Origin of the sequence: Myroides sp. C4067 (assembly GCF_038039665.1) — a bacterium.
Lineage (GTDB): Bacteria > Bacteroidota > Bacteroidia > Flavobacteriales > Flavobacteriaceae > Flavobacterium > Flavobacterium odoratimimum.
This window is the reverse complement of record NZ_JBBPHJ010000007.1, coordinates 74106-95679: the sequence shown is the minus strand read 5'-3', so window position 1 is coordinate 95679 and position 21574 is coordinate 74106. Positions and strand designations below refer to the sequence as shown.

The 21574-nt window shown below is 33.9% G+C and carries 19 protein-coding genes; 6 read left to right on the top strand and 13 right to left on the bottom strand.

Features of this window, described 5'->3' with window-relative positions:
- Positions 1–75: 75 nt before the first annotated feature.
- The 10 genes from AABL87_RS07020 to AABL87_RS06975 form a co-directional block, all read right to left on the bottom strand.
- A complete protein-coding gene (locus AABL87_RS07020; protein ID WP_006259171.1) occupies positions 76–1548 on the bottom strand; it encodes an aminoacyl-histidine dipeptidase in 1473 nt (490 codons plus the stop codon).
- A gap of 494 nt (positions 1549–2042) precedes the next feature.
- Positions 2043–2675: a LexA family transcriptional regulator gene (locus AABL87_RS07015; protein WP_006259172.1), complete on the bottom strand. Its 633-nt coding sequence runs from the start codon at positions 2673–2675 to the stop codon at positions 2043–2045.
- 952 nt (positions 2676–3627) lie between these two features.
- Positions 3628–4203 carry an AraC family transcriptional regulator gene (locus tag AABL87_RS07010; protein WP_006259173.1) on the bottom strand — a complete coding sequence of 192 codons (576 nt, stop codon included), beginning with the start codon at positions 4201–4203 and terminating at the stop codon, positions 3628–3630.
- Between the two features lie 139 nt (positions 4204–4342).
- The gene (locus AABL87_RS07005) at positions 4343–4813 is read right to left on the bottom strand and encodes a hypothetical protein (protein ID WP_006261003.1); all 471 of its coding nucleotides are present in this window, start codon (positions 4811–4813) and stop codon (positions 4343–4345) included.
- Positions 4814–4827: 14 nt separating this feature from the next.
- Positions 4828–5919 carry an efflux RND transporter periplasmic adaptor subunit gene (locus tag AABL87_RS07000; protein WP_071307328.1) on the bottom strand — a complete coding sequence of 364 codons (1092 nt, stop codon included), beginning with the start codon at positions 5917–5919 and terminating at the stop codon, positions 4828–4830.
- 5 nt (positions 5920–5924) lie between these two features.
- Complete coding sequence (locus AABL87_RS06995) at positions 5925–9083, bottom strand: efflux RND transporter permease subunit (RefSeq protein WP_071307327.1); 3159 nt, start codon at positions 9081–9083, stop codon at positions 5925–5927.
- A 6-nt stretch (positions 9084–9089) separates the two neighbouring features.
- The gene (locus tag AABL87_RS06990) at positions 9090–10481 is read right to left on the bottom strand and encodes a TolC family protein (RefSeq protein ID WP_071307326.1); all 1392 of its coding nucleotides are present in this window, start codon (positions 10479–10481) and stop codon (positions 9090–9092) included.
- Between the two features lie 85 nt (positions 10482–10566).
- Positions 10567–10980, bottom strand: coding sequence for an HYC_CC_PP family protein (locus AABL87_RS06985; protein ID WP_006259178.1), 414 nt, complete (start codon positions 10978–10980; stop codon positions 10567–10569).
- Positions 10981–11157: 177 nt separating this feature from the next.
- Complete coding sequence (locus AABL87_RS06980) at positions 11158–11889, bottom strand: hypothetical protein (RefSeq protein WP_071307325.1); 732 nt, start codon at positions 11887–11889, stop codon at positions 11158–11160.
- The gene (locus tag AABL87_RS06975) at positions 11886–12440 is read right to left on the bottom strand and encodes a hypothetical protein (RefSeq protein WP_071307324.1); all 555 of its coding nucleotides are present in this window, start codon (positions 12438–12440) and stop codon (positions 11886–11888) included. Before AABL87_RS06975 ends, AABL87_RS06980 begins: the two co-directional genes overlap by 4 nt.
- Before the next feature lie 125 nt (positions 12441–12565).
- Between AABL87_RS06975 and AABL87_RS06970 the strand changes: the two genes are divergently transcribed.
- A complete protein-coding gene (locus AABL87_RS06970; RefSeq protein ID WP_006259180.1) occupies positions 12566–13063 on the top strand; it encodes a GNAT family N-acetyltransferase in 498 nt (165 codons plus the stop codon).
- Positions 13064–13128: 65 nt separating this feature from the next.
- On the opposite strand, the gene AABL87_RS06965 is transcribed toward AABL87_RS06970, so the two are convergent.
- Positions 13129–13641, bottom strand: a complete 513-nt coding sequence (locus AABL87_RS06965; protein WP_071307323.1) for a hypothetical protein — start codon at positions 13639–13641, stop codon at positions 13129–13131.
- Between the two features lie 111 nt (positions 13642–13752).
- The gene (locus tag AABL87_RS06960) at positions 13753–14118 is read right to left on the bottom strand and encodes a winged helix-turn-helix transcriptional regulator (RefSeq protein WP_006259182.1); all 366 of its coding nucleotides are present in this window, start codon (positions 14116–14118) and stop codon (positions 13753–13755) included.
- A 165-nt stretch (positions 14119–14283) separates the two neighbouring features.
- Here AABL87_RS06960 and AABL87_RS06955 point away from each other — a divergent pair, with 165 nt between their 5' ends.
- Positions 14284–14649 carry a DoxX family protein gene (locus AABL87_RS06955; protein ID WP_006259183.1) on the top strand — a complete coding sequence of 122 codons (366 nt, stop codon included), beginning with the start codon at positions 14284–14286 and terminating at the stop codon, positions 14647–14649.
- Positions 14650–15628: 979 nt separating this feature from the next.
- On the opposite strand, the gene AABL87_RS06950 is transcribed toward AABL87_RS06955, so the two are convergent.
- Positions 15629–16465, bottom strand: a complete 837-nt coding sequence (locus AABL87_RS06950; RefSeq protein WP_071307322.1) for a methylated-DNA--[protein]-cysteine S-methyltransferase — start codon at positions 16463–16465, stop codon at positions 15629–15631.
- Between the two features lie 415 nt (positions 16466–16880).
- Here AABL87_RS06950 and AABL87_RS06945 point away from each other — a divergent pair, with 415 nt between their 5' ends.
- From AABL87_RS06945 to AABL87_RS06930, 4 genes are read left to right on the top strand one after another with little or no spacing between them, the layout of a single operon-like run.
- Positions 16881–17513: a TetR/AcrR family transcriptional regulator gene (locus AABL87_RS06945; RefSeq protein WP_006260994.1), complete on the top strand. Its 633-nt coding sequence runs from the start codon at positions 16881–16883 to the stop codon at positions 17511–17513.
- On the top strand, positions 17500–18822 hold the full coding sequence (locus tag AABL87_RS06940; RefSeq protein ID WP_071307321.1) for a TolC family protein: 1323 nt from the start codon (positions 17500–17502) through the stop codon (positions 18820–18822). Before AABL87_RS06945 ends, AABL87_RS06940 begins: the two co-directional genes overlap by 14 nt.
- A gap of 1 nt (position 18823) precedes the next feature.
- Entirely contained in the window at positions 18824–19969 is a 1146-nt protein-coding gene (locus AABL87_RS06935) for an HlyD family secretion protein (protein ID WP_025125603.1), read from the top strand.
- Positions 19970–19972: 3 nt separating this feature from the next.
- Complete coding sequence (locus tag AABL87_RS06930; protein WP_025125604.1) at positions 19973–21547, top strand: DHA2 family efflux MFS transporter permease subunit; 1575 nt, start codon at positions 19973–19975, stop codon at positions 21545–21547.
- Positions 21548–21574: the final 27 nt, after the last annotated feature.

Genomic DNA, 21574 nt, shown 5'->3' with positions numbered 1-21574 from the left:
TATCAAAAAAATTATAGTAACAAAAAAAGGGCATCCTAATATAGGACACCCTTTTCATTATTTTAATCTATTGGATTACTTTTTCTCAGGAATCTGAGTTAAGATCTCTAATAAGAATTTCCAGAATTTTTGTACAGAAGCAATATTAGCGCGCTCTACAGGAGAGTGAGCTCCGCGAATAGTTGGGCCAAAAGAAATCATATCCATATCAGGATAGTTTGTTCCTAAGATACCACACTCTAATCCTGCGTGACATGCTACTACATTTGGCTTCTCACCTACTTGTTTTTCATAGATATCTACTAATACGTCTAATATTTCAGACTCTGAATTAGGTGTCCATCCCGGGTAAGATCCAGAGAATTCTACTTCACATCCCATTAATTCAAATGCAGAACGAAGACTATTTGCTACATCAAATTTAGATGATTCTACAGAAGAACGAGTTAAACACTTAACTACTAATTTACCTTCTCCTAAATCTACTTTAGCGATATTATTAGAAGCTTCTACTAAGTCATCGAAATCTGGACTCATACGGAATACACCATTATGAGCAGTATACATAGATCTTACGAAGAAATACTGCGCCATAGAAGGCATTACTTTCTTAGGAGTATCAGCGGCTTCTAATTTCTCAAATACTACTTCAAAGTTAGGATCTACAGTATGTAATTCTGCTTTAATTTCATCTACAATAGAAGTCATATCAAATACGAATGCCTCATCAAAAGTGTTTGCGATAATTACCTCTGCCACACTTTCTCTAGGAATAGCATTTCTTAAACTTCCTCCTTTGATTTTAGATATCTGTAATCCAAAGTTATCAAAAGCATCAAATAACAATCTATTCATGATTTTATTTGCGTTTCCTAATCCTTTGTGGATATCCATACCAGAGTGTCCTCCGTTTAATCCTTTTACAGTAATTCTGTATCCGATAGATCCTTCAGGTGTATCTTCTTCATCATACTCAGCAGATGCAGTTACATCTACACCACCAGCACATCCGATATCGATTTCGTCATCCTCTTCTGTATCTAAGTTTAAAAGAATCTCTCCTTCTAACATTCCTCCCTGAAGACCTTTAGCACCAGTCATTCCAGTTTCTTCGTCTATTGTAAATAAAGCCTCAATAGCAGGGTGTGGAATTTCATTGCTTTCTAAGATAGCCATAATAGCTGCTACTCCTAAACCATTATCAGCCCCTAAAGTAGTACCTCTTGCTCTTACCCATCCATCCTCTACATACATATCGATTCCTTGAGTATCGAAGTCAAATACAGTATCGTTATTCTTTTGGTGAACCATATCTAAGTGAGATTGCATTACAACCACTTTTCTGTTCTCCAATCCTTTAGTAGCAGGTTTTTTAATAATAACATTACCTACCTCATCTTTTATAGTTTCTAGCCCCAAAGACTTACCAAAGTTCATCATGAACTCAATCACACGCTCTTCCTTCTTAGACGGACGAGGCACTGCATTTAGATCTGCGAACTTGTTCCATAAGTTCTTAGGTTCTAAACCTCTAACTTCTTGACTCATATCTTAATCTCTTTAATTATTCAAAATATTGCTTCAAATTTAGGACATTCTAAATAAATAAACAGTTATTCCCTAATAAAATTCGGTTAAACCCGAATTATGCAATAGACATATAAACGAAAAGTAATTATACAAAATAGGTCTGAATTAGTGATTAAAGCATACTATAGTATGGTTTGAGAGCTAATGAAAGAACTATGAAGTAGAATTGCTTTGTAGTATTTGGCTAATGCGTAATTTGGGTTAAACCCAATTTATCCTCTTCCTTAATCGATATCCCCTAAACACTTAGTTTCCCTTTTTGTAGCTTGCTAAGTATAACAATTTCAATTCTTCATCAAATAAGAACAACATCATGTTCATTATTTTCAAAAATCAAGATTAACTTATTCCTGTTTTAAACTAGAGTCGATCCTTAAAAGCAATGTTTAAAGACCATAAAAAAACGGGCTTTCACAAATGCAAAAACCCGCTTTTATAACTAAATATAAAAATTATGAAAGATTCTTAATATTTCCTAGAAATGCCCCTCTTACACAAAATACTTCTCTAATATCTTGAGGTCTTACTACTATATTCTCATATGTTTCATTATCACATATAAATGCTAACTCACCATTTTCAGTATATCTTTTAAATCGATAACACAGTACACCTTTTCCTTCTATAACCACCACATAAATACCCCATGGTTTTATTTCTTCTACATCTATTTTCTTAGTTAAGACATAAGACGATACTTTTACAGTAGGATACATATTATCTGCTGAAATCTGAAATGCTGTATCTACCTCTTCTTCTGTAGGAAATACAAAACTAGGTGAAGTAGCCCATGTTCTTTCTGGGTTTAAAAAATACTCGAAATGATGATCTACCGATATCATTTTCACTTTTCTTTTTTGTAAATCTGTATTAAAAACTTTATGTGTATTTGAAAAGAATAACTCATTCAAATCAATTTTGTGTTCTTTACACAAATTCATGATTTTTTCATACTGCAAAGTCTCTCTCGACTTCCATGATGATACTGTATTAGGTTTTACTTCTAAAATATTTGCTAATTCTAGATCGGTTTTTATTCCTAACAACTGTTTCAACTTTTTAATTACGCTTTCACTACTTTTCATACTTTTCACAATTTATTATTTCACTTTACTAACTACTGCTTTATTCGCATATATCGACAATAAAACAATTATCTTGCCAATATTTAAAAACAGAAAAAAAATTGTTTAAAAAAAGAATACCAAACCAACAAAAACAAAATTAAAACACTTATAAACAACACATTATATAAAAATAAAAAATATTAAATAATTCTATATTAATGTAAATATTCAAACATTCACTATTCAAAGTATTTAAAATCAAGTGATCTAAACCTATTTATTAAATCACAAAAAAAGAATAAATAACGTATAGTTCAAATGAATATTTCGCTGTAACTATTTTCTAGAAAACAATTAGTTAAAACAACTTTTCCAGTTTATTAAGTCAATTAGATTGACGACTACTCCATTGATACAAAAGAAACAACACACTTGTTTTTCATATTATCAATGGTAAGTTATACATATCTAAATCGTAATTTCAACTTCTGTAGGATGGTTATTTTTTTATTTAAACAACTCAACACAAACATATAATATTCAACAATACATCAAACACACATATTATTATTCACTAAAATCAATAAATAAAAGAATTATAACTACTTTTATATCAATATTTAACTAATATTCAACATATAAAAACAAAAAACACTTATCGCATAAAACACATATAAACAAGTTACACTTCTTATTTCATCACATATAGTGATTATCATAATATTAGATTTTTCTCCTACAAGACTCTGTCACATTTAGTGATTAAATCACATATTGCTAATTTCTTATTCTTTTTTCAACATCATAAAACTAATACATTGAAAGATTCATGTCTAAAACAGTCAAATAGTAAATAAAGTCACTTTAATCATTATAAAATATCACAAAAAAAGAGGAGCATCTCCCGACGTCCTCTTTTACAAGTACAAATAAAAAATACTATGCACTCTCACCTGCATAGCGCATCAAACTAAGTAATTATCTTATCAATATAATTTCTATTAAATTTCTGTTCTTTCTTATATTGGGATGGAGACACTCCCACCACACTTTTAAACTGTTTACTCAAATGACTTAAATCATTATAATACATTTTACTAGCTATTTCTAATAGTGTCATTTCACCATACGAAATATACTCCTTCACACGTTCAATGCGCTGATGGATATAAAACTTCTCTATTGTAACTGATTCTCGCTCTGAAAACAACTTACTTGCATAACTATAGTCTATTGCTAAATTATCTGATATCAAATATGATAGGTTAGTAGATAAACGGCTATCTGTTTGTACTAAGTCTATTATTAGCTGTTTAATACTTTCTATCAATATATCTTGCTTTTCTACTAATAATTCGAAACCAAGTATATATAATCTCTCCTTAAACACCTTAAAAGTATGTTCACTTAAATTATATAAAAGTGATACTTTGCCCAATTCAACTTTAGCTTCTAATACACCTATTTTTTTTAATTCTTGTTCTATCATTAAAACACAACGGTGACAAACCATATTCTTAATATGTAAAACTACCGAATACTCCATATCTCATTTTTTTTATCCTAATAAACAATAGACTGATTATATCTCGTTTTAAACTTTCATCATATAGTATAGTAACTCAATACAATCTTTGTTTTTAAAAAGGAGTACTGACTACATCAGTACTCCTGATTTTTTTTTATTAACTCTGTTTGTGTTCTGCAACAAATTTTTGGTAATTCTCTTCATTCTCAAAATAAGCTACCTCACCATTATTCCCTACTATCACGATATATGCTTCTGCTTTATCTACTGATTTTAAAGAATACGGATCTATAGCAGCACGCACAGTTGCATCTTGAGGGATTCTTGTTTTACACATTTCACAACATCCATAGTACATTTTTCCTTCATGCTCTACTTCTAACTGTTTATTCCCCATATAAGCATCATTTACCATACATACTAGGTCACTCGGTACAGCATCTCCTCTTTTGTACTGTCCTCTAGCTGCTACTGGCTCACTTTCTTTATGCATAGAATGCATATCGTGATTAGCATGGTTTTCATGTGTTGGAGCTGTTGCTACTGGCTCTTTTTTCGTTTCTCCACAAGCGATAGTAAGTAAACTAACTCCTACTACTGCTAAACTTCTAATTGCAAATGTTCTCATAATCATCATTTTTATTACATTAATTTTTGTTCATTCATTATTTCTTCTGTACCCATTTTTAAGATCTTCATACCTGGTCTTAACTCACCAAAAACCTCAACCATCATAGGCATAGCACGTCCTTTAGCTACCTTAATATGATACGCTGTACCATTTCTAACTTCAATCACATATAACCCAAGATTACTCTCTACTAAAGCTGACTTAGGTATAAAGAATGTTGGCTCTGTACTTTTTAAGCTTACAGTAGCATCTGCTATCATATTAGGCTTTAACAACTGTTCTTTATTATTAATATCTGCTTGAATCTGCTCTGAACGCAACTTTAAATCTAGGCTACCCGCCTTTCTAGTGACTACACCTGTAAATTCTTTTTGGGGAAGTGTACGCACTTTAAACTTCACTGTATCTCCCTCTTGTACATAAGGCGTATTTGCTTCTGAGATAGATAGGTTTAAACGTAGTGTAGAAGTGTCCTCTACGATTAGTAAAGGCATTTTACTCATCGGCCCTACATAAGCCCCTTTATCTACCTGTCTATCTGTAATCACTCCATCAAAAGGCGCTCTAATCACTAGGTACTGATCTATATTCTTCATTTCTTCATATGAAGACTTTGAAGAAGCTAATTGTGCTTTATCTGCTAACATTTTAGCAGTCACTTGCTCCAAATAATCAGGTGCAATAGCTCCCTCAGTCTCATTCGCTTTTATCGTTCTATCATAAGTAGCTTTAGTTGAGATATAGATTGCCTCTTGTGCTTTCCATTTAGCCTGCGCACTTGATACTTGCGCCTGAATCTCAGGCGCATCTAATATCATTAGCACTTGTCCTTTCTTTACGTGATCACCTATATCTACACGTAAATCAGTTACATAACTATTCACTTTAGCAAACAATTCTGTACGTTGATCAGCTCTTAACTCTCCTGGTAATTGTAATGGAACAATAGGATTGGTTGGCTCTATGCCGATAGTCTCCATCTTATTCATTGCCATATTCATCCCTCCTTTTTCATCTTTCACTTCTTTTACTTCAGGAGTTTTTTTATCTGCACATGCAGTTAATACTACTAGACTAACTAATGCTATATATATTCTTTTCATCTTTCTTATTTATTATCTATAGGTAAATAGTGGATACTTTCTTCGTCTTCTGGGTCTAATGATGGAGAATCTCTCGTTACTTTATTCATTACCCAAGCAAATACCATTGGTAAAATAATCAATACAGACACTGTCGATGCTAATAGCCCTCCAATTACTGCTCTTCCTAAAGGAGCTACTTGCTCACTTCCTTCTCCATGCCCTATCGCCATTGGTAACATCCCCGCAATCATCGCTATCGTAGTCATCGCAATCGGTCTGATACGTAACTTCGTTGCTTCTATAGCAGCTGCAGTAGATGTCCAGCCTGTTTTTCTCAACGTCTCCGCATTATTAATTAATAATACTGCATTGGCTATGGATACTCCGACTGACATAATGATTCCCATATAAGACTGTAAGTTAACTGTAGAGCCTGTTGCTTTTAATAATAACAGTGATCCAAGCATTACGAACGGTACTGTAGTCAGGATCACAAACGAAACTTTAAACGACTGGAAGTTGGCTGTTAGCATTAAGAATATAACCACAATAGCAATCAATAAACCGTTAGCTAAACTCTGCATGGTATCATCTAATACAGGAGCCATTCCTTTTAACTCCACATTTACTCCTTTTGGTAATTCTCCTAATTCTGCGATAGCTTGTTGTACATCTTCTTTTGCTTTATTCAAATCTGTTTTGTGTACATTAGCTACTACAGATACATATCCCATCGTCCCTTCATTATAACTCTCAGCTAATGCCTTTGACTCTGTTACAGTAGCTACATCGCTTAGCACTGGTCTGTCTGAATTTTTACTCAGTGGGATATTCTCTAATTCTTCCTTACTTCCCAGTTGATTTTGTGGCATCTGTACTTGTACGTCATAAGCAATTCCCATCATACCTCCTACCCACATATTTCTATTGGTATAACGAGAAGAAGCTGTTGTCGCCACTAATGATTTTGCAATATCCATTGCATCTAATCCTAATTGAGCAGCGCGTACACGATCTATATTAATTTCATAAGATGGATAATTCATCGAGATAGGCATTTTCTGATCACGCATATAGTCGATTTCTTTCAACTTTGCCAACAATTTATTAGCAGTCATCATATTCATCTTACGCATCATACCTGATACGCGAATCTCAATAGGTGTATTAGTTCCTTGACTTAAGATCTTTTCAGTCAATTCGATTGGCTCAAAAGTCAATTTTAACTCTGGTAGCTTCTCTGCAATACGTCCTCGTATCTGGTCTTTTAATTCATCTGTATTACCATCAAAATCTTTAAAAGCTACTTGCATAGACGCTTCATGTGGCCCTGCATTATATAAATAGATCGGACTTACTGCAAAAGATGAAGGGTGTTGTCCCACAAACGCTGATGAAATCGCAATCTTCTCTTTACCAAATAAATCTTCTAATTCACCCAGTACCTTCTTCACTTTCATTTCAGTATGCTCTATACGTGTCCCTTCAGGAGCAGTAATACGCATTTGCACTTGACTTGAATTTACAGTTGGCAATACATCCTTACCTATATTTTGGTACATCACTGCTACAGCTAAGAAAGCAGCTAGAATAGAACCTATAACGATTATCTTCTTCATAGGCATCACTTTCTCAATCCCTGCCACTACTCTATTCTTAAACTTATCGAAGCCTTTAGCTTCTTCTGGAATAGTGTGTTTCTCAGGATTGTATTTCATCAGCCAGTTAGCCATAATTGGTACAAACGTTTGAGACAGTAAGAATGAAACCGTCATCGCAAAACCAATTGCCATCGCTAGAGGCATAAATAGTGCTCCAGGGATACCTGTCATCATAAAGGCTGGTGCGAATACTGCCAAGATGCTAAACAAAATTAATAACTTAGGGAAAGCTATCTCCTTACACGCATCCCAGATAGCTTGTACCTTATTCTTACCGAGGGCAAAGTGCTGGTGTATATTCTCTATCGTCACCGTACTCTCATCTACCAAAATACCTATCGCTAAGGCTAATCCTGATAGTGTCATAATATTGATCGTTTGACCAAACATCTTTAAGAACAATACTGCTGAAATAATCGCAATCGGAATAGTCATAATTACAATCAAAGCTCCTCTAGGATCTCTTAAGAATAACATCACCATAAGTCCTGTCAATAAGGCTCCTAATACTCCCTCTACGATTAAACTCTTTACCGCATTAATAACATTCACAGATTGGTCAAACTCGTACGAAATCTTTACATCATCAGGTAAGTTATTCTGTATATGAGGAATAGATTTTTTCAATTGTTCTACCACATCATAAGTAGAAGCCTTACCAGATTTAGCAATATTGATATACACAGAACGTTTACCGTCTACTAATGCATAACCAGTCGTAATATCAGCACCATCTTTTACAGTAGCCACATCGCGTAAGTACACATTATCTACCTGCCCTTTAAACAAAGGAATATCTCCAAACTCCTCTACCGTTTTTAAAGTGTTATTAGTCGGTGTCAGATAGTTCTTATCTCCTACATATACGTTCCCTGAAGGCATTGTTACGTTTTGTCTACTAATTGCCTCTACCACTTGCTCTGGGCTCATATGATGCGTACGAAGTTTATTTGGATCTATATTGATCTCTATCGTACGTGGTGACCCTCCAAATGGTGGAGCTGTAGTCAATCCAGGAATCTTAATTAAGAAAGGACGCGCAGCAAAGTTGGCGATATCTTGAAGCTCATTATTTGTCTTCGTCTCTGAGCGGAACACTAATTGTCCTACTGGTTGAGAAGAAGCATCAAAGCGAATAATGAATGGTGGTGGAGCTCCTGGCGGTAAGAAAATTACCGAACGATTAGACAGTGCTGAGATAGACGCGATCGCCTCTCCCATATCTGTCCCTTCATAAAACTCTATTTTCATCAAGGTCAACCCTTGTGTATTTTTAGTATCAATACTTTTTATCCCATTGGCAAAAAGCATCATATTTACATACATCTTCGTGAAGTAACCTTCCATTTGTTGTGGAGTATACCCATTAAAAGAATGGGCGATATAAACCACTGGTAAGTTCATCTCTGGAAGAATATCTACTGGAATCTCTTTAGATGACTTTACTCCAAAGAATAATAGTCCTATTACCAATACCATAATAGATATTGGCTTGCGCAAGGCAAATCGAATTAAATTCATACTATCTTATTTTAGGGGAATAGCGTTTAACAAATATTGAATATCACCGAATGCAGAAGCCTGTAGCAATAAAGATTGCCATACATTGTTTTGAGCTATTTCATAATCAATCTCTGCACGTTGTAAAGTATACAGCGCTTGAGTGAAATCAACTAAGTTGCTCAATCCATTATCGTATAAAGCTTTTTGCTGTTTAAAGGCTACATCAGCCGCCTCTAACTGTATTTTTGACTGTGTCCACACAGCCTGAGCATTGACATACTTCTCTTTGGTCAAAGTAACTTGGTTAGCCAAATCTTTGTCCATTTGAGCGAATTCATGTTCATAGCTCTTTGTGATATACTCTTGTTGTTTACGCTTATAAGTCGTTCTAAAAAAGTTAGATATATTCCATGTCAATTGAAGCCCTACTAAATAATTACTTCTATCAATACCCACTCCATCACCATAAGATGAAGAGTAAGCACTATTGTCTTGTACATAATTCCAGTTAAAACCTGATCCTCTACCTTGCAACACCCCAAAAGCATTTAAACTAGGCAGACTACCTTTGGTTACTAGGCGTTCCATAGATTCGCTTTGTGCTATTTTGCTCTCTTGCCATAATAGTATAGGATGCTGATCTCTATTGACTAAAGTCTCGTCTAATACTTCTGGTTTAGCATTTACAAATACCTCATCTAATGCATACGCTTTAGTCTCTTCATCTAATAACACAGCTAAGTGCTTATTAAACTCTATTTCCTTGTCATACGCTTTAATATGTAATGCCTCTGCATTTGCGACCTCAGCCATAGCTAATCGCTCATCTACTTGAGGTAACAAGCCACTCTTTGCCTTTGCAGCTGTAACTTCATGAAATACTCTCGCGCGTTCTAAATTCTTTTGTTGCACATATTTTATACGCTGAGAAGCCAAAAGATTTAAGTAGGTAGCACTTACTTTTATTTGTTGTTGGAAAATCTCTTGTTCTAAGTCCTTAAGAGTTACTTCTTGTTGAGTTTTTGCCATACCGATTCCTTCCTTTGTTTTTCCAAAAGAAAAGATATTCCAATTGACATTAGCAAAATACAATGAACCAAAGGCAGCATTCCAATTTTGCTCTGCTAAAGGCATAGAGGTAGCTGCAGACCCTAGTCCTCCATAAGCATATAGAGGTCCGTTCTGTGCATTTATCGTCCCATAACTTTGTTGGGCACCGAATGTTAAATCTGGGAAGTAATTCCCTTTTTGATTAATTGTGTTTTCTTGAGAAGCAGCAAGTTTTGCTTCTTTAACCTTGATAAGGTCATATCGTTCTATAGCCTGTTTTAACGCAGCATCTAATGTAAGTTTTTGTCCATAAGACGTAGATGCCACACCCAATAGGACAAACAGTGCTATCCTATTAATTTTCATGTAAAAGTATGCGTTTAATTATACAATATTGTTGATGTATCTATTCCTACTACAAGAATAGATAAGCTCAATGATATCGTATGAATCAAAGTCTATAGACGCAATTCTTAATGTACAGAGGTACTTCTTTGACTCTGTATAAATAATAAGTATAAGTAGTGAAATTATCTCTTACTGTATGAACATACTCGTATACTGCTCCGAAATAACGGTGCAATATCGCATCTGTAAAGAAAGAAATTTTTAAAACTTTAAATGAACTATTCTGAACCTCTGATTTTACTTTAACTACCTCTACTTTATCTTGGCAGCAGTTCTTCTTTGGTTCTTCTACGGTTCTCCCTGTTAAAGCACAGAAACCACAGTTCTTTTCATTTGCTTGAGATTTAGGTATACTCGCCTCTTGCACTAATCCTTGGCAGATGTGCTGATATGTACTAAAGCCTGAAGCCAAGCCAGTGTACAAAAATGCGAATAATATGACGAATAGTTTTTTCATAATCTCTACGCCAAAAGTACTACACTAGAGATTCTCATTTGTTATACCATTCCGAGTACTTGTTGTATAATTTTTGGATTTTATACTTTTCGAAAACATTCTTAAACTATAGTAGTTAATTATTATTACATTCTATCTATCTTAATTTCCTAATTAGGAATCTGTATTGTCAATATCTTATATTAGATGCCATTTATCATTATTCCATTCAAATAAGTCATTATTAAAATCATGTAGTAAAAGTACCTTATCAAAATCATATTTAATAGTTAAGTTAGGAGGTAAATCATCGAATAAATCATAATAGTATTCTTTTTTATTTGCCACTAACAACAACCAACATTCATTGCCTTTTAAATTTTCTTTGTATTGGTCTATTTTACAATTCTTTTTATAAACAAAACTATTAAGAATATCTTCTGTTAACTCGAGGGACATATAACCTCCGGGATTAAAACATAAATTCATTATACTATTTCTACCTCCATTAACAATCTTTTTAATATAATTGTTCTCTTTTAAAATACTATATTCAAGATAATGTTTAATTACTTGCTTACACTCTTCAAACATATTTTTTTTAACTATTTTAATGTCGTCAAAGAAATAAACGCTCAATACATATTTTTGTAAATAATCATTAGAAATATCTCTACATATCAAATTAAGTACATTTTGAATAAACCCACTCCTTTTTGCTTTTTGTGGATCAACCAAAGTAACTATCTCTATCCCAAAATTCTTATCATTTTGTCTTAAAATAAAATCAGGTTCCTCTATTGATTTCACTATACCTACATTATCCAATTTTGTGATTGCCTTAACCAAGTGAAAATACTCAAATTTCTTTCCTTTTGAATTAACAAATTCATTCTCTCTATAAATTAAATCTAGGTACTTATCATTCATAATTTTGTATTAATAAATAACATTAAATCGTGATTATTTTTAATAATTTTCTCCTCTAATATCTTATTTTCTTGTTCTATATGAAGTATTCTTCTTTTTAACTCATCTATCTCTTTAGAATCCTTATTTACAAAAGAATAAGTAAATGTAATTATTGCAATAAACAATGAAGCTCCTGAAAGCCATTGTGATCTTCTATTATTTCTTTTTGACTCAAATAAGGTCTCTTCTTGTATTTTATTTCCTTGCTTTCGTTCTTGAATAATATCTTCCTTTTCTTTAGTTAAAATATCAAAATATAGTTCTATACTTCCTACATTAACTAATCTATCCCACTCTACTGTTAGTACACTTCTATTATTTACATCTGTCTCTATAAAACCATATCTTACTAAATAACCCCATACTAATCTCCAACTAATCTCAACTTGATCTGAATTTTCATTTGTTCGGTTTCTTACTATATTTCTTAATTTCTCTTTCAATTGAAAAATATTTACTCGTTCAGATATTAATTGATTTATTACATCAAAAAGAACCTTTTCATCCATTTTTTATTTCAAATATACAAACAATAAAATATCTACAGGACTACTAAACTATTTTAAAACTGGTCTATAATCTCCTTCCTTTTTTACGAGACATTTGCCTCGAAATTTTAAACCAATAAGTATTTATGACTACAACGAACACTGGGGTAACAAGACAACAAGTAACTCTAAAAAACACAACTGCGACTTTAGTAAAAGCGACTTTAGAACACCTAGAAGATGCCTCTATGCTATTCGATATGTATAGAGTATTCTACAGACAAGAATCAAATTATGAAAAAGGAAAACAGTTCTTACTTGATCGGCTGTCTAATGACCAGTCTCATATCTTCTTAGCGTATGTAGATGGGCAAGCAGTTGGATTCGTTCAACTTTATGAATTATTCCATTACATCAAATTAGAAAAACAGTGGTTATTAAGTGACTTATTCGTACATCCAGACTACAGAGGGATAGGATTATCTGTAGCAATCATCGACCGTTCAAAACAATGGTGTGAAGAAACCAATGCATGTGGACTAATGCTAGAAACAGAAAAGACAAATGACATAGGGAATGTATTATACCCTAGATGCGGGTTCGTATACGATGGAGGACACAACTACTACCATTGGTGGAAATAATGATCATATAATACTTAGCTTATAAACTGAATAGGGAGATGTCTTTTTTGAATCTCCCTATATTATTACATATATCCATTGTTTCTAAACAATTCCTTTGCCTTCTCATAAAACTCCTCTTTACCAGCTCCTTGATTAGCTAATAAAAATCTTCTCACTTTTCTGTTGCCCTTACTATCTTTAAAACGGATATCAAAACCTGTAGCAGAGAGATAGGATCTTTTGACCAAATTAACTTCTATAACATCCTGCTTATCTATAACATGAACAGTAGTCATATCCCAACTACTATAAATAACATACAACAAATAAGCTGTAATAATACTTGGAATCAGCGCATAATAAAAGCCCACATAATAATAAGTCAATAGACTAAGTATAAACATGATAATCACTACAAACTGCATCCATGAAAAAAAGCCATTCTCCTTGCCTAAAATAGTAGTCTGATGAGAACTTATTTTTCCATCTATAGTAAACACAATCTTAGGTTTGGGTTCTAAGATGAGATGACAGTATTCTGTTTTGCCTTTAATCACAGCCTGTCTTATGGTCGATTTACCCTCTTGTGATGTCATATCCTATCTTTATAAGTATTGATACAATGCTTTATCTATCTGTACGATTACTTATTAAATTTACGCTCTTTTTAGATACAAAATACAAGGAGTATAAAATAAATATTCAGTCTATTTCCCCTCATTAAAGACCGTTTGGCGGTACTTCTGTCCCCAAATCATAATCTCCTCGATCACTCTTTCTAGTGTTTTTCCATACTCTGTCAATTCATATTCTACAGAAATAGGCTTGGTATTTAACACTGTTCTTTTTATCAAATGATTTGCTTCTAAATCATGTAATTCTTTTGACAACATTTTTGTGCCTATCCCTTCTACTTCTCGCATTAGATCCATAAACCTCATTTTACCTCCATGTAATAATGTTCCGATAATATATACCTTCCATTTACCAGATAATAAGCTCATCGTATCTTTAATAGCTACTATCCTTACCTGACATTGTTCTGTATTATTCAACACTGGTTTTTTCTTCATCTGCTCTATTTTTAATTCACCCTAAAATTACTTTATTATACAGTAGTGTGCAAAAGGAAACCACTTCCCAAAAGGAAACTAATAGAGAAGACCACCTTAAAGTCAGTTATGTTTGCACCCACAAAAGAACCTATCTATTTAGATAGGCCATAAAAACACTTAAAAATGAAGAATTCTAAAATTACATTCTGGGTATCTACAAGTCTATTCTCTTTATTTATGTTATTTAGTGCCTATAACTATGTAGCAACAGAAGAGATGAAAGAGGCCTTTGTTTACCTAGGTTTTCCTGATTATTTCAGAGTAGAACTCGCTATAGCTAAGGCTTTAGGAGCTATAGTGATATTACTCCCTTTCTTATCTTCTACGATAAGAGGTTTTGCTTACGCAGGGTTTACCATTAATATTATCTCTGCCGCTATCGCACACTTAGGGATGGGAGAGCCTATCACATCACTAGGTTTTATATTCATAGCAGGTGTGCTATTAGCCCTGTCATACTGGAGTTCATTAACCCTAAATCAACGTTAATCAAACCTAACCCTAATACATTGAGGCGAGCTTACACAGTTTCGCCTCAATACATTTATATACATATCGCTTAGAACCTCTATGATTATTCCTCTCCCTCACTATCCTATATGCGCATTTTAACCCAAACTATCCGATAAGAATATAAACGAAAAGGTATTATACAAAATAGGTCTGAATTAAAGATATAAGCCTACGTTAGTATGGTTTTAGAACTAATGAAGGAACCATAAGATAGAATTGCATTGCAGTATTTGACTACCACAAATTCTAGATTTATCCTTCAAGTCACATCCTAAAAGAATACTAGATCAATAAAAGGACTATCCTTGGACAAAAGCCCGCTATACCCAAGTATTGTCCTACTATACTCCTATAATTGTCCAAGGATCTGCTATGAAGCCCCTTATTTACTGGGATTACAAGCAATCCAGAATAACTTCAATTCTTATCAAAACCCAAACAAACAACTATGTATCAACACATTACATCATTTTTAAATTAAAAAAAATGATTCTAAAAATTCACTTAGTAGGAGTAAAAGGCTAAAAAAGAGGGCAAATAGCTAAAAAAAGAGAGTAAAAAGAGGTCTATTTTGATTTTTTTAGAGAAAAACAAGAGACAAAATCAAAAAAACAATCTACTTTTTTGGGGTTATTTTTCAAAAAATAAATTATTCTATCAGTTTTAACCCAGATTAAGCGATTGACATATAAACGAAAAGTAATTATACAAAATAGCTCTGAATTTAAGAAAGGGCTGAGTATAAAATAGTCCTGTGGACTATTTTATACGAAGAGCCAGCTGTAGTAAGGCATGTAGTATGGTTTTAGAAGAAATGAAAGAGATATGAAGTAAAATTGCTTTGCAGTATTTGGCTAATGCTTAATCTGGGTTTAATATGGAACTACCATTAAGCAAAAAGAGCATCCACAGTGGATACTCTTCTATACAATATATTTTTTACTGCTAATGTATTTTATTCATGTGTTTTACTTAATTCCCAACCCACAATTAGCTGTTTCTTCTCTGCTCCCCACATATATCCCCCTAACAAACCTGTCTGCTGTATCACGCGGTGACAAGGTATTAATACTGCTACAGGATTCCGACCAATAGCGGTGCCTACAGCTCTACTTGCACCTGCATTATTTAATCTGTCTGCTAGACCCCCATAAGTTGTTAATTGTCCTTCAGGAATTTGTAATAAGGCTTCCCATACCTTAAGCTGAAAAGGAGTTCCTTTAAGGTGTAATTTGACTTGTGTCAGATCTCCTTCTCTGTTTAATATATCGATCACAGCCTGATGTATACCCTTCCTTTCTTCTACTAATACAGCATTAGAAAAATCTGCATGAATACGCTCTAATCCATCACTATGCTCAGAAGTAAAAGCGATATGACAAATCCCTTTAGGTGTAGAAGCAACTACCACCTGTCCAAACAGGGTATCCCAATAACTATAGGTAATCTCTAAAGACGCCCCTTTATTAGCATACTCATTAGGAGTCATGCCTTCTATAGAAACAAACATATCATGTAAACGACTACTACTGCTCAACCCTACCTCATCTGCAACGTCAAACAAGGTCTGTTCTAAACGTTCTTTTATAACATACTTAGCATAGTTTAAGGTTATATATCTCAAAAACTGCTTAGGACTACTTCCTACCCATTCTGTAAATAATCTTTGAAAATGATATTCGCTTAACCCAACTGCTGTTGCTATCTCTGATAAATTAGGTTGTGCGTAATGGTTAGCTACGATATACGCTATAGCTTGTCTTGCCTTTTCATATTGTTTACTTACTTCCATGACTAACTTCTTTAATACAAGTATACAAAGAAATAGATTCTGCTTTTTTCTCACAATCCATTTCTTGCTATTCTTTTAAAAATAGGAATGTGCCCTTATGGGAATTATTAATTAGGAATTAGGAATGTGTGCCTTTTCAGGCATGAAGTGATGTGTATTATGGATATAGATTACACAGCGATTGCGTGATGTGCATACCGAATGCCGTAGGCAATGATTCTTAATTTCTAATTCTTAATTAGAAATTATACCTTAAACTTCTAATTTACAGTAAATCAAAAAGTTATAAAATGAATTAAAACTAATCAATTACTTAAATAATTACATTAAAATTATTTTAACACAAAATAATTAAGAAAAATGTAATTACCAATTAAACGTTTGTTTAATTTTACATTCTGAAAAAATACAACTCATGGCATTAAGTGATAAACAGAAAGAAATATTAATCGTAGCAGAGGAGCTATTCTCTCAAAAAGGTATAGATGGAACGAGTATACGAGATATTTCTAAAGCTGCTGGTATTAATGTTGCTATGATCAACTATTACTTTGGTTCTAAGCAAGCAATGGTTATTGCATTATTCGAAATACGATTAACTCGAACAAGAGAAAAACTAGCTCTTCTTACCACAGATACTCACTTAGACCCTATGCAGAAATTATTAGCTTTCGTAGAGCATATGATGACTGTACAGTTACAAAACGCTGATTTCCACATTATCTTAATGGGGCAACTGTCTAAAAAAGAGGACATCCCTGAGATATCAGATGGTATAACCATCCTACAGCGCGAAATATTAAATATTATCAATAGTTTTATAGAAGAGGGGTATGAAAAAGGTCTTTTTAAAGCGAAACCAGACCCTGTTACATTCGTTATCTTTTCATTGGGAATATTAAGTTACCTAATACACCACGAACGCACTTTATCTAGCTATTGGAATATACCCGATCACGAAGAATATAGTTTGCACATCAAACAGCATATATATCCTTATTTAATACAATCCTTTCAATCAATTTTAATCTACAATGAACAAAAGTAATTACGTCTTACTTGCTTCATTATTTATTTGCCAAGCGTTTGCTCAAACTTCAACTCAAACACCTATTACCCTAGAGCAAGCCATTACATTAAGTTTAAAAAATGGCAAAGAGATAAAAAAAGTAAAAGCAAGTACAGAGGCTACTAAACTTCAGATTCATAGCGCCCAAAATATGCGCTACCCCGATCTAGAAGTTTCAGGATCCTATAATCGCCTCTTTAATGGTACTGATGTTAATCTAAAAGTACCTTTACCTCCATCGTCTGGAGAAAACCAAATGCCACAGGTGACACCTCAGCATTTAATGATGGCACAAGCCAAAGCTAATGTTCCTCTATTTAGCGGTTTTAAAATTAGTAACGCTGTAAACCAAAGTAAACAATACTACGCATTAGCTGAACTAACAGAGCAATCTACTACTGAGAATGTAGTTTACCAAACCATCAATTTATACTTTGCACTATATAAGACGCAGCAGTCTATAGCGCTGCTAACTGAAAATCTAAAGCGTGCACACCAACGCACAATTGACTTTGAACAATTCTTAAACAATGGTCTAATCGCTAGAAATGACTATTTAAGAACACAATTGCAAGAAGCGAATGTAGAGTTATCTTTAGAAGAAACGAAAAACACCTTGAAGAATATTAGTACAAGATTAAGTACTCTTCTAGATTTTCCGTCTAATGAAACAATCGTTGCAGAGAAAGCTAATCCTGTAGATATCTTACCTACTAAAACAGATGACCTCTCTACACGTAAAGATGTTCAGAGTGTGATAAAAATGGACGAAATAGCTCAAACGACTATCAAAATAGCTAGAGGTAATTACTTCCCTTCTATCGGATTAACAGCTGGATACTCAGCTATTCAATTAGATAAAGTAATTGATATCACTAATGCTACTATGGTAGGAGTCGGTCTAAAATTTGACTTAGCTTCTATCTTTAAAAACAGAACAGAAGTCAATAAAGCTAAAGCAAAGAAAACAGAAGCTGAATATCAAGTCTTGTTAGTAGAAGATATGGCTAAAGTAGAAATAGAAGAAGCATATAATGCTTATGAGTTAGCTTTAAAAAAGAACACTGTTTTAGCAAAAGCTCTTGTTCAGGCTAATGAGAATTACCGCATTGTAAAAGATAAGTATGACAATGGTCTGACAGACACTGATCATCTATTAGAAGCTGATGTACAACAGTTACAAGCTCAAATAGACAATATGCTAGGAGAAGCTGATCAAACATTGACATTGTATCAATATGCATACAAAACAGGAAAATTATTAGACAACTTACAATCGGGAAACTAAAATGGAAACAAATAATAATGAATATAAAAAACCTCTAAATAAGAAATTTATTATTGCGTTAGGAGCTATAATACTATTTGGAGGAGGATATGGTGTGTATAAATACATCCATTCTATGGCTCATGAGACTACTGATGATGCTCAAGTAGAAACAAAGATCTCTCCTATCGTATCTAAAATACCAGGGTACATCAAAAGTATCCATGTACAAGATAACCAAATGGTCAAAAAAGGGGATGTATTAATCACACTAGATGATACAGAATATGTAATCAAAGTAGATCAAGCTAAAGCAAACTATCAAGCGGCATTAAGCCAATTAAAAGTAGCTGAAGCTGGGCATAATACTAGTGAATCTACAGTAATATCTTCTCAGGCTGGAGCTTCTACTGCTGTGGCTAATGTAGCGACTGCCAAGGCAAATATAGATGCTGCAAAAACTCAGCTATGGAGAGCAAATAATGACTATGAGAGATACAACAAACTTTATGAAAGTCAATCTATTACTAAACAACAATATGAGCAAGCGCTAGCTGCTAAAGAGACTGCTGAAAAACAAGTAGTCGTACTACAAGAACAATTAAAAGCAGTAGAAAAACAAGCAAATGCTGTAGCTCAACAAGTAAATATTAGTAGATCTCAAGCTGTAGCTTCTACTTCTCAGATAGATGCTGCTAAAGCAATGGTAGATCAAGCTAAAGCTAACTTAGACAATGCGGAGTTATACTTGTCTTACACCGTGATCACAGCTAAAGAAGATGGTCAAGTATCTAAAATTAACCTACAAGTAGGGCAATTAATACAACCTGGACAAGGACTATTCAATACTGTACAAAAAGGCAATATCTGGGTAGTGGCAAACTTTAAAGAGACACAAATGCAATATATGCGTGAAGGACAACCTGTCAAAATAAAAGTAGACGCATTCCCTAAGCATGAGTTCGAAGGAGTGATTAACTCTATGTCTCCAGCTACTGGGGCTAAGTTCGCTCTACTACCTCCTGATAATGCATCTGGTAACTTCGTAAAAACAGTACAACGTATCCCTGTGAAGATTACTTTCACTAATCCGAAGGATGAAATGTTAGTCTATGTAAAGGCAGGTATGAATGTAGATATCGATGTAAACATTAAAAGTGGACGATAAGCGATGAGTGAAGAAAGCTTAGTAGAACACGGTTATCGCAGAATAATCATTACCATCACAGCCATTCTATGTGCACTGTTAGAGATAGTTGATACGACTATTGTCAATGTAGCCATGAATGATATGAAAGGGAGTATCGGTGTTTCTCTTACTGATATCGCCTGGGTGGTAACGGCTTATGCTATTGCCAATGTAATAGTAGTGCCGATGACTAGCTGGCTCTCACAACAGTTTGGAAGACGTAATTACTTTGCTGCTTCCATTATCATCTTTACTGTAGCTTCTTTTTTATGTGGGTATTCTACTACCCTATGGGAGATTATACTATTCCGTTTTATACAAGGTCTAGGAGGAGGTGCTTTATTAGTAACTTCACAGACCATTATCACAGAGAGTTATCCCGTAGAAAAAAGAGGTGTTGCACAAGCAATATACGGTATGGGTGTTATTGTAGGGCCTACACTTGGACCTCCATTAGGAGGGTACATTATAGACAATTACTCTTGGCCATTTATCTTTTATATCAATGTGCCTTTAGGGATTATAGCCACCACATTGGCCATATTATATGTTAGAAGTCCTAAATACGCTGAAAAGAGCAAACTGAATGAGATAGACTTCTTAGGGATTATACTACTTGCTATCGCAGTAGGTTCCTTACAGTACGTATTAGAACACGGTCAACAAGATGACTGGTTTGAGAACAGTACTATTCTGACTCTATCTATATCATCTGTATTGGGGTTCTTCTTCTTCGTATGGAGAGAGCTTACATGTGACAAGCCTATTGTTAATTTAAGAGTACTGAAAGATTCTAATTTAGCCATTGGTACTGTACTATCCTTTATCTTAGGGTTTGGGTTATACGGGTCTACTTTTATCATTCCCATCTATACTCAGTCGATTTTAGGATGGACTGCGACAGATGCAGGGATGTTATTAGTACCGAGTTCACTAATGACTGCTTTAATGATGCCATTTATCGCTAGAATGCTACAAAGAGGAGTTCCTCCTAAGTATCTAGTATCTGCAGGATTCTTAGTATTCTTCTTATACAGTTTCTGGGCTCGTAATATACTTACTCCAGATACAGGTAGTGAACATTTCTTCTGGCCATTAGTTATACGTGGAGTGGGGTTAGGATTACTATTCGTACCGATTACAACACTATCACTCTCTAACTTAAGAAATAGAGAGATAGGTGAAGGAGCAGCCTTTACTGGGATGATGCGTCAATTAGGAGGTTCGTTTGGTATCGCACTAATCACAACCTTTATCTCTAGATGGTCTGTAAACCACAGACTAGGATTAGTAAGTCATTTAGATACTGCTTCTCTAGAAGTGCAGAATCGTGTAACTGCCTTACAACAAAGCTTTATAGCGAAAGGATTCCCTACAGATGAAGCACTTCAGAAGGCATACACCCTACTAGACCTAGGAGTGACTAAACAAGCAACAGTATTAACCTATATGGATGTATTTATGTTCTTAGGGGTACTATTTCTTATTTGTATTCCTTTTATACTCTTATTGATAAAAAAAGGAGCTGGTAAGATCATTGCTGGTGCTGGACATTAATAAGAATCAATTATGTATAAAAATAGA

Excerpts from the sequence above, each read along its gene's own strand:
- AABL87_RS07000 (WP_071307328.1), bottom strand. The coding sequence starts at position 5,919 with ATGAAAAGAATATATATAGCATTAGTTAGTCTAGTAGTATTAACTGCA.
- AABL87_RS06930 (WP_025125604.1), top strand. The coding sequence starts at position 19,973 with ATGAGTGAAGAAAGCTTAGTAGAACACGGTTATCGCAGAATAATCATT.
- AABL87_RS06970 (WP_006259180.1), top strand. The coding sequence starts at position 12,566 with ATGACTACAACGAACACTGGGGTAACAAGACAACAAGTAACTCTAAAA.
- AABL87_RS06975 (WP_071307324.1), bottom strand. The coding sequence starts at position 12,440 with ATGGATGAAAAGGTTCTTTTTGATGTAATAAATCAATTAATATCTGAA.
- AABL87_RS07020 (WP_006259171.1), bottom strand. The coding sequence starts at position 1,548 with ATGAGTCAAGAAGTTAGAGGTTTAGAACCTAAGAACTTATGGAACAAG.
- AABL87_RS06985 (WP_006259178.1), bottom strand. The coding sequence starts at position 10,980 with ATGAAAAAACTATTCGTCATATTATTCGCATTTTTGTACACTGGCTTG.
- AABL87_RS07005 (WP_006261003.1), bottom strand. The coding sequence starts at position 4,813 with ATGAGAACATTTGCAATTAGAAGTTTAGCAGTAGTAGGAGTTAGTTTA.
- AABL87_RS07015 (WP_006259172.1), bottom strand. The coding sequence starts at position 2,675 with ATGAAAAGTAGTGAAAGCGTAATTAAAAAGTTGAAACAGTTGTTAGGA.
- AABL87_RS07010 (WP_006259173.1), bottom strand. The coding sequence starts at position 4,203 with ATGGAGTATTCGGTAGTTTTACATATTAAGAATATGGTTTGTCACCGT.
- AABL87_RS06945 (WP_006260994.1), top strand. The coding sequence starts at position 16,881 with ATGGCATTAAGTGATAAACAGAAAGAAATATTAATCGTAGCAGAGGAG.
- AABL87_RS06965 (WP_071307323.1), bottom strand. The coding sequence starts at position 13,641 with ATGACATCACAAGAGGGTAAATCGACCATAAGACAGGCTGTGATTAAA.
- AABL87_RS06980 (WP_071307325.1), bottom strand. The coding sequence starts at position 11,889 with ATGAATGATAAGTACCTAGATTTAATTTATAGAGAGAATGAATTTGTT.
- AABL87_RS06940 (WP_071307321.1), top strand. The coding sequence starts at position 17,500 with ATGAACAAAAGTAATTACGTCTTACTTGCTTCATTATTTATTTGCCAA.
- AABL87_RS06995 (WP_071307327.1), bottom strand. The coding sequence starts at position 9,083 with ATGAATTTAATTCGATTTGCCTTGCGCAAGCCAATATCTATTATGGTA.
- AABL87_RS06935 (WP_025125603.1), top strand. The coding sequence starts at position 18,824 with ATGGAAACAAATAATAATGAATATAAAAAACCTCTAAATAAGAAATTT.
- AABL87_RS06955 (WP_006259183.1), top strand. The coding sequence starts at position 14,284 with ATGAAGAATTCTAAAATTACATTCTGGGTATCTACAAGTCTATTCTCT.
- AABL87_RS06990 (WP_071307326.1), bottom strand. The coding sequence starts at position 10,481 with ATGAAAATTAATAGGATAGCACTGTTTGTCCTATTGGGTGTGGCATCT.
- AABL87_RS06960 (WP_006259182.1), bottom strand. The coding sequence starts at position 14,118 with ATGAAGAAAAAACCAGTGTTGAATAATACAGAACAATGTCAGGTAAGG.
- AABL87_RS06950 (WP_071307322.1), bottom strand. The coding sequence starts at position 16,465 with ATGGAAGTAAGTAAACAATATGAAAAGGCAAGACAAGCTATAGCGTAT.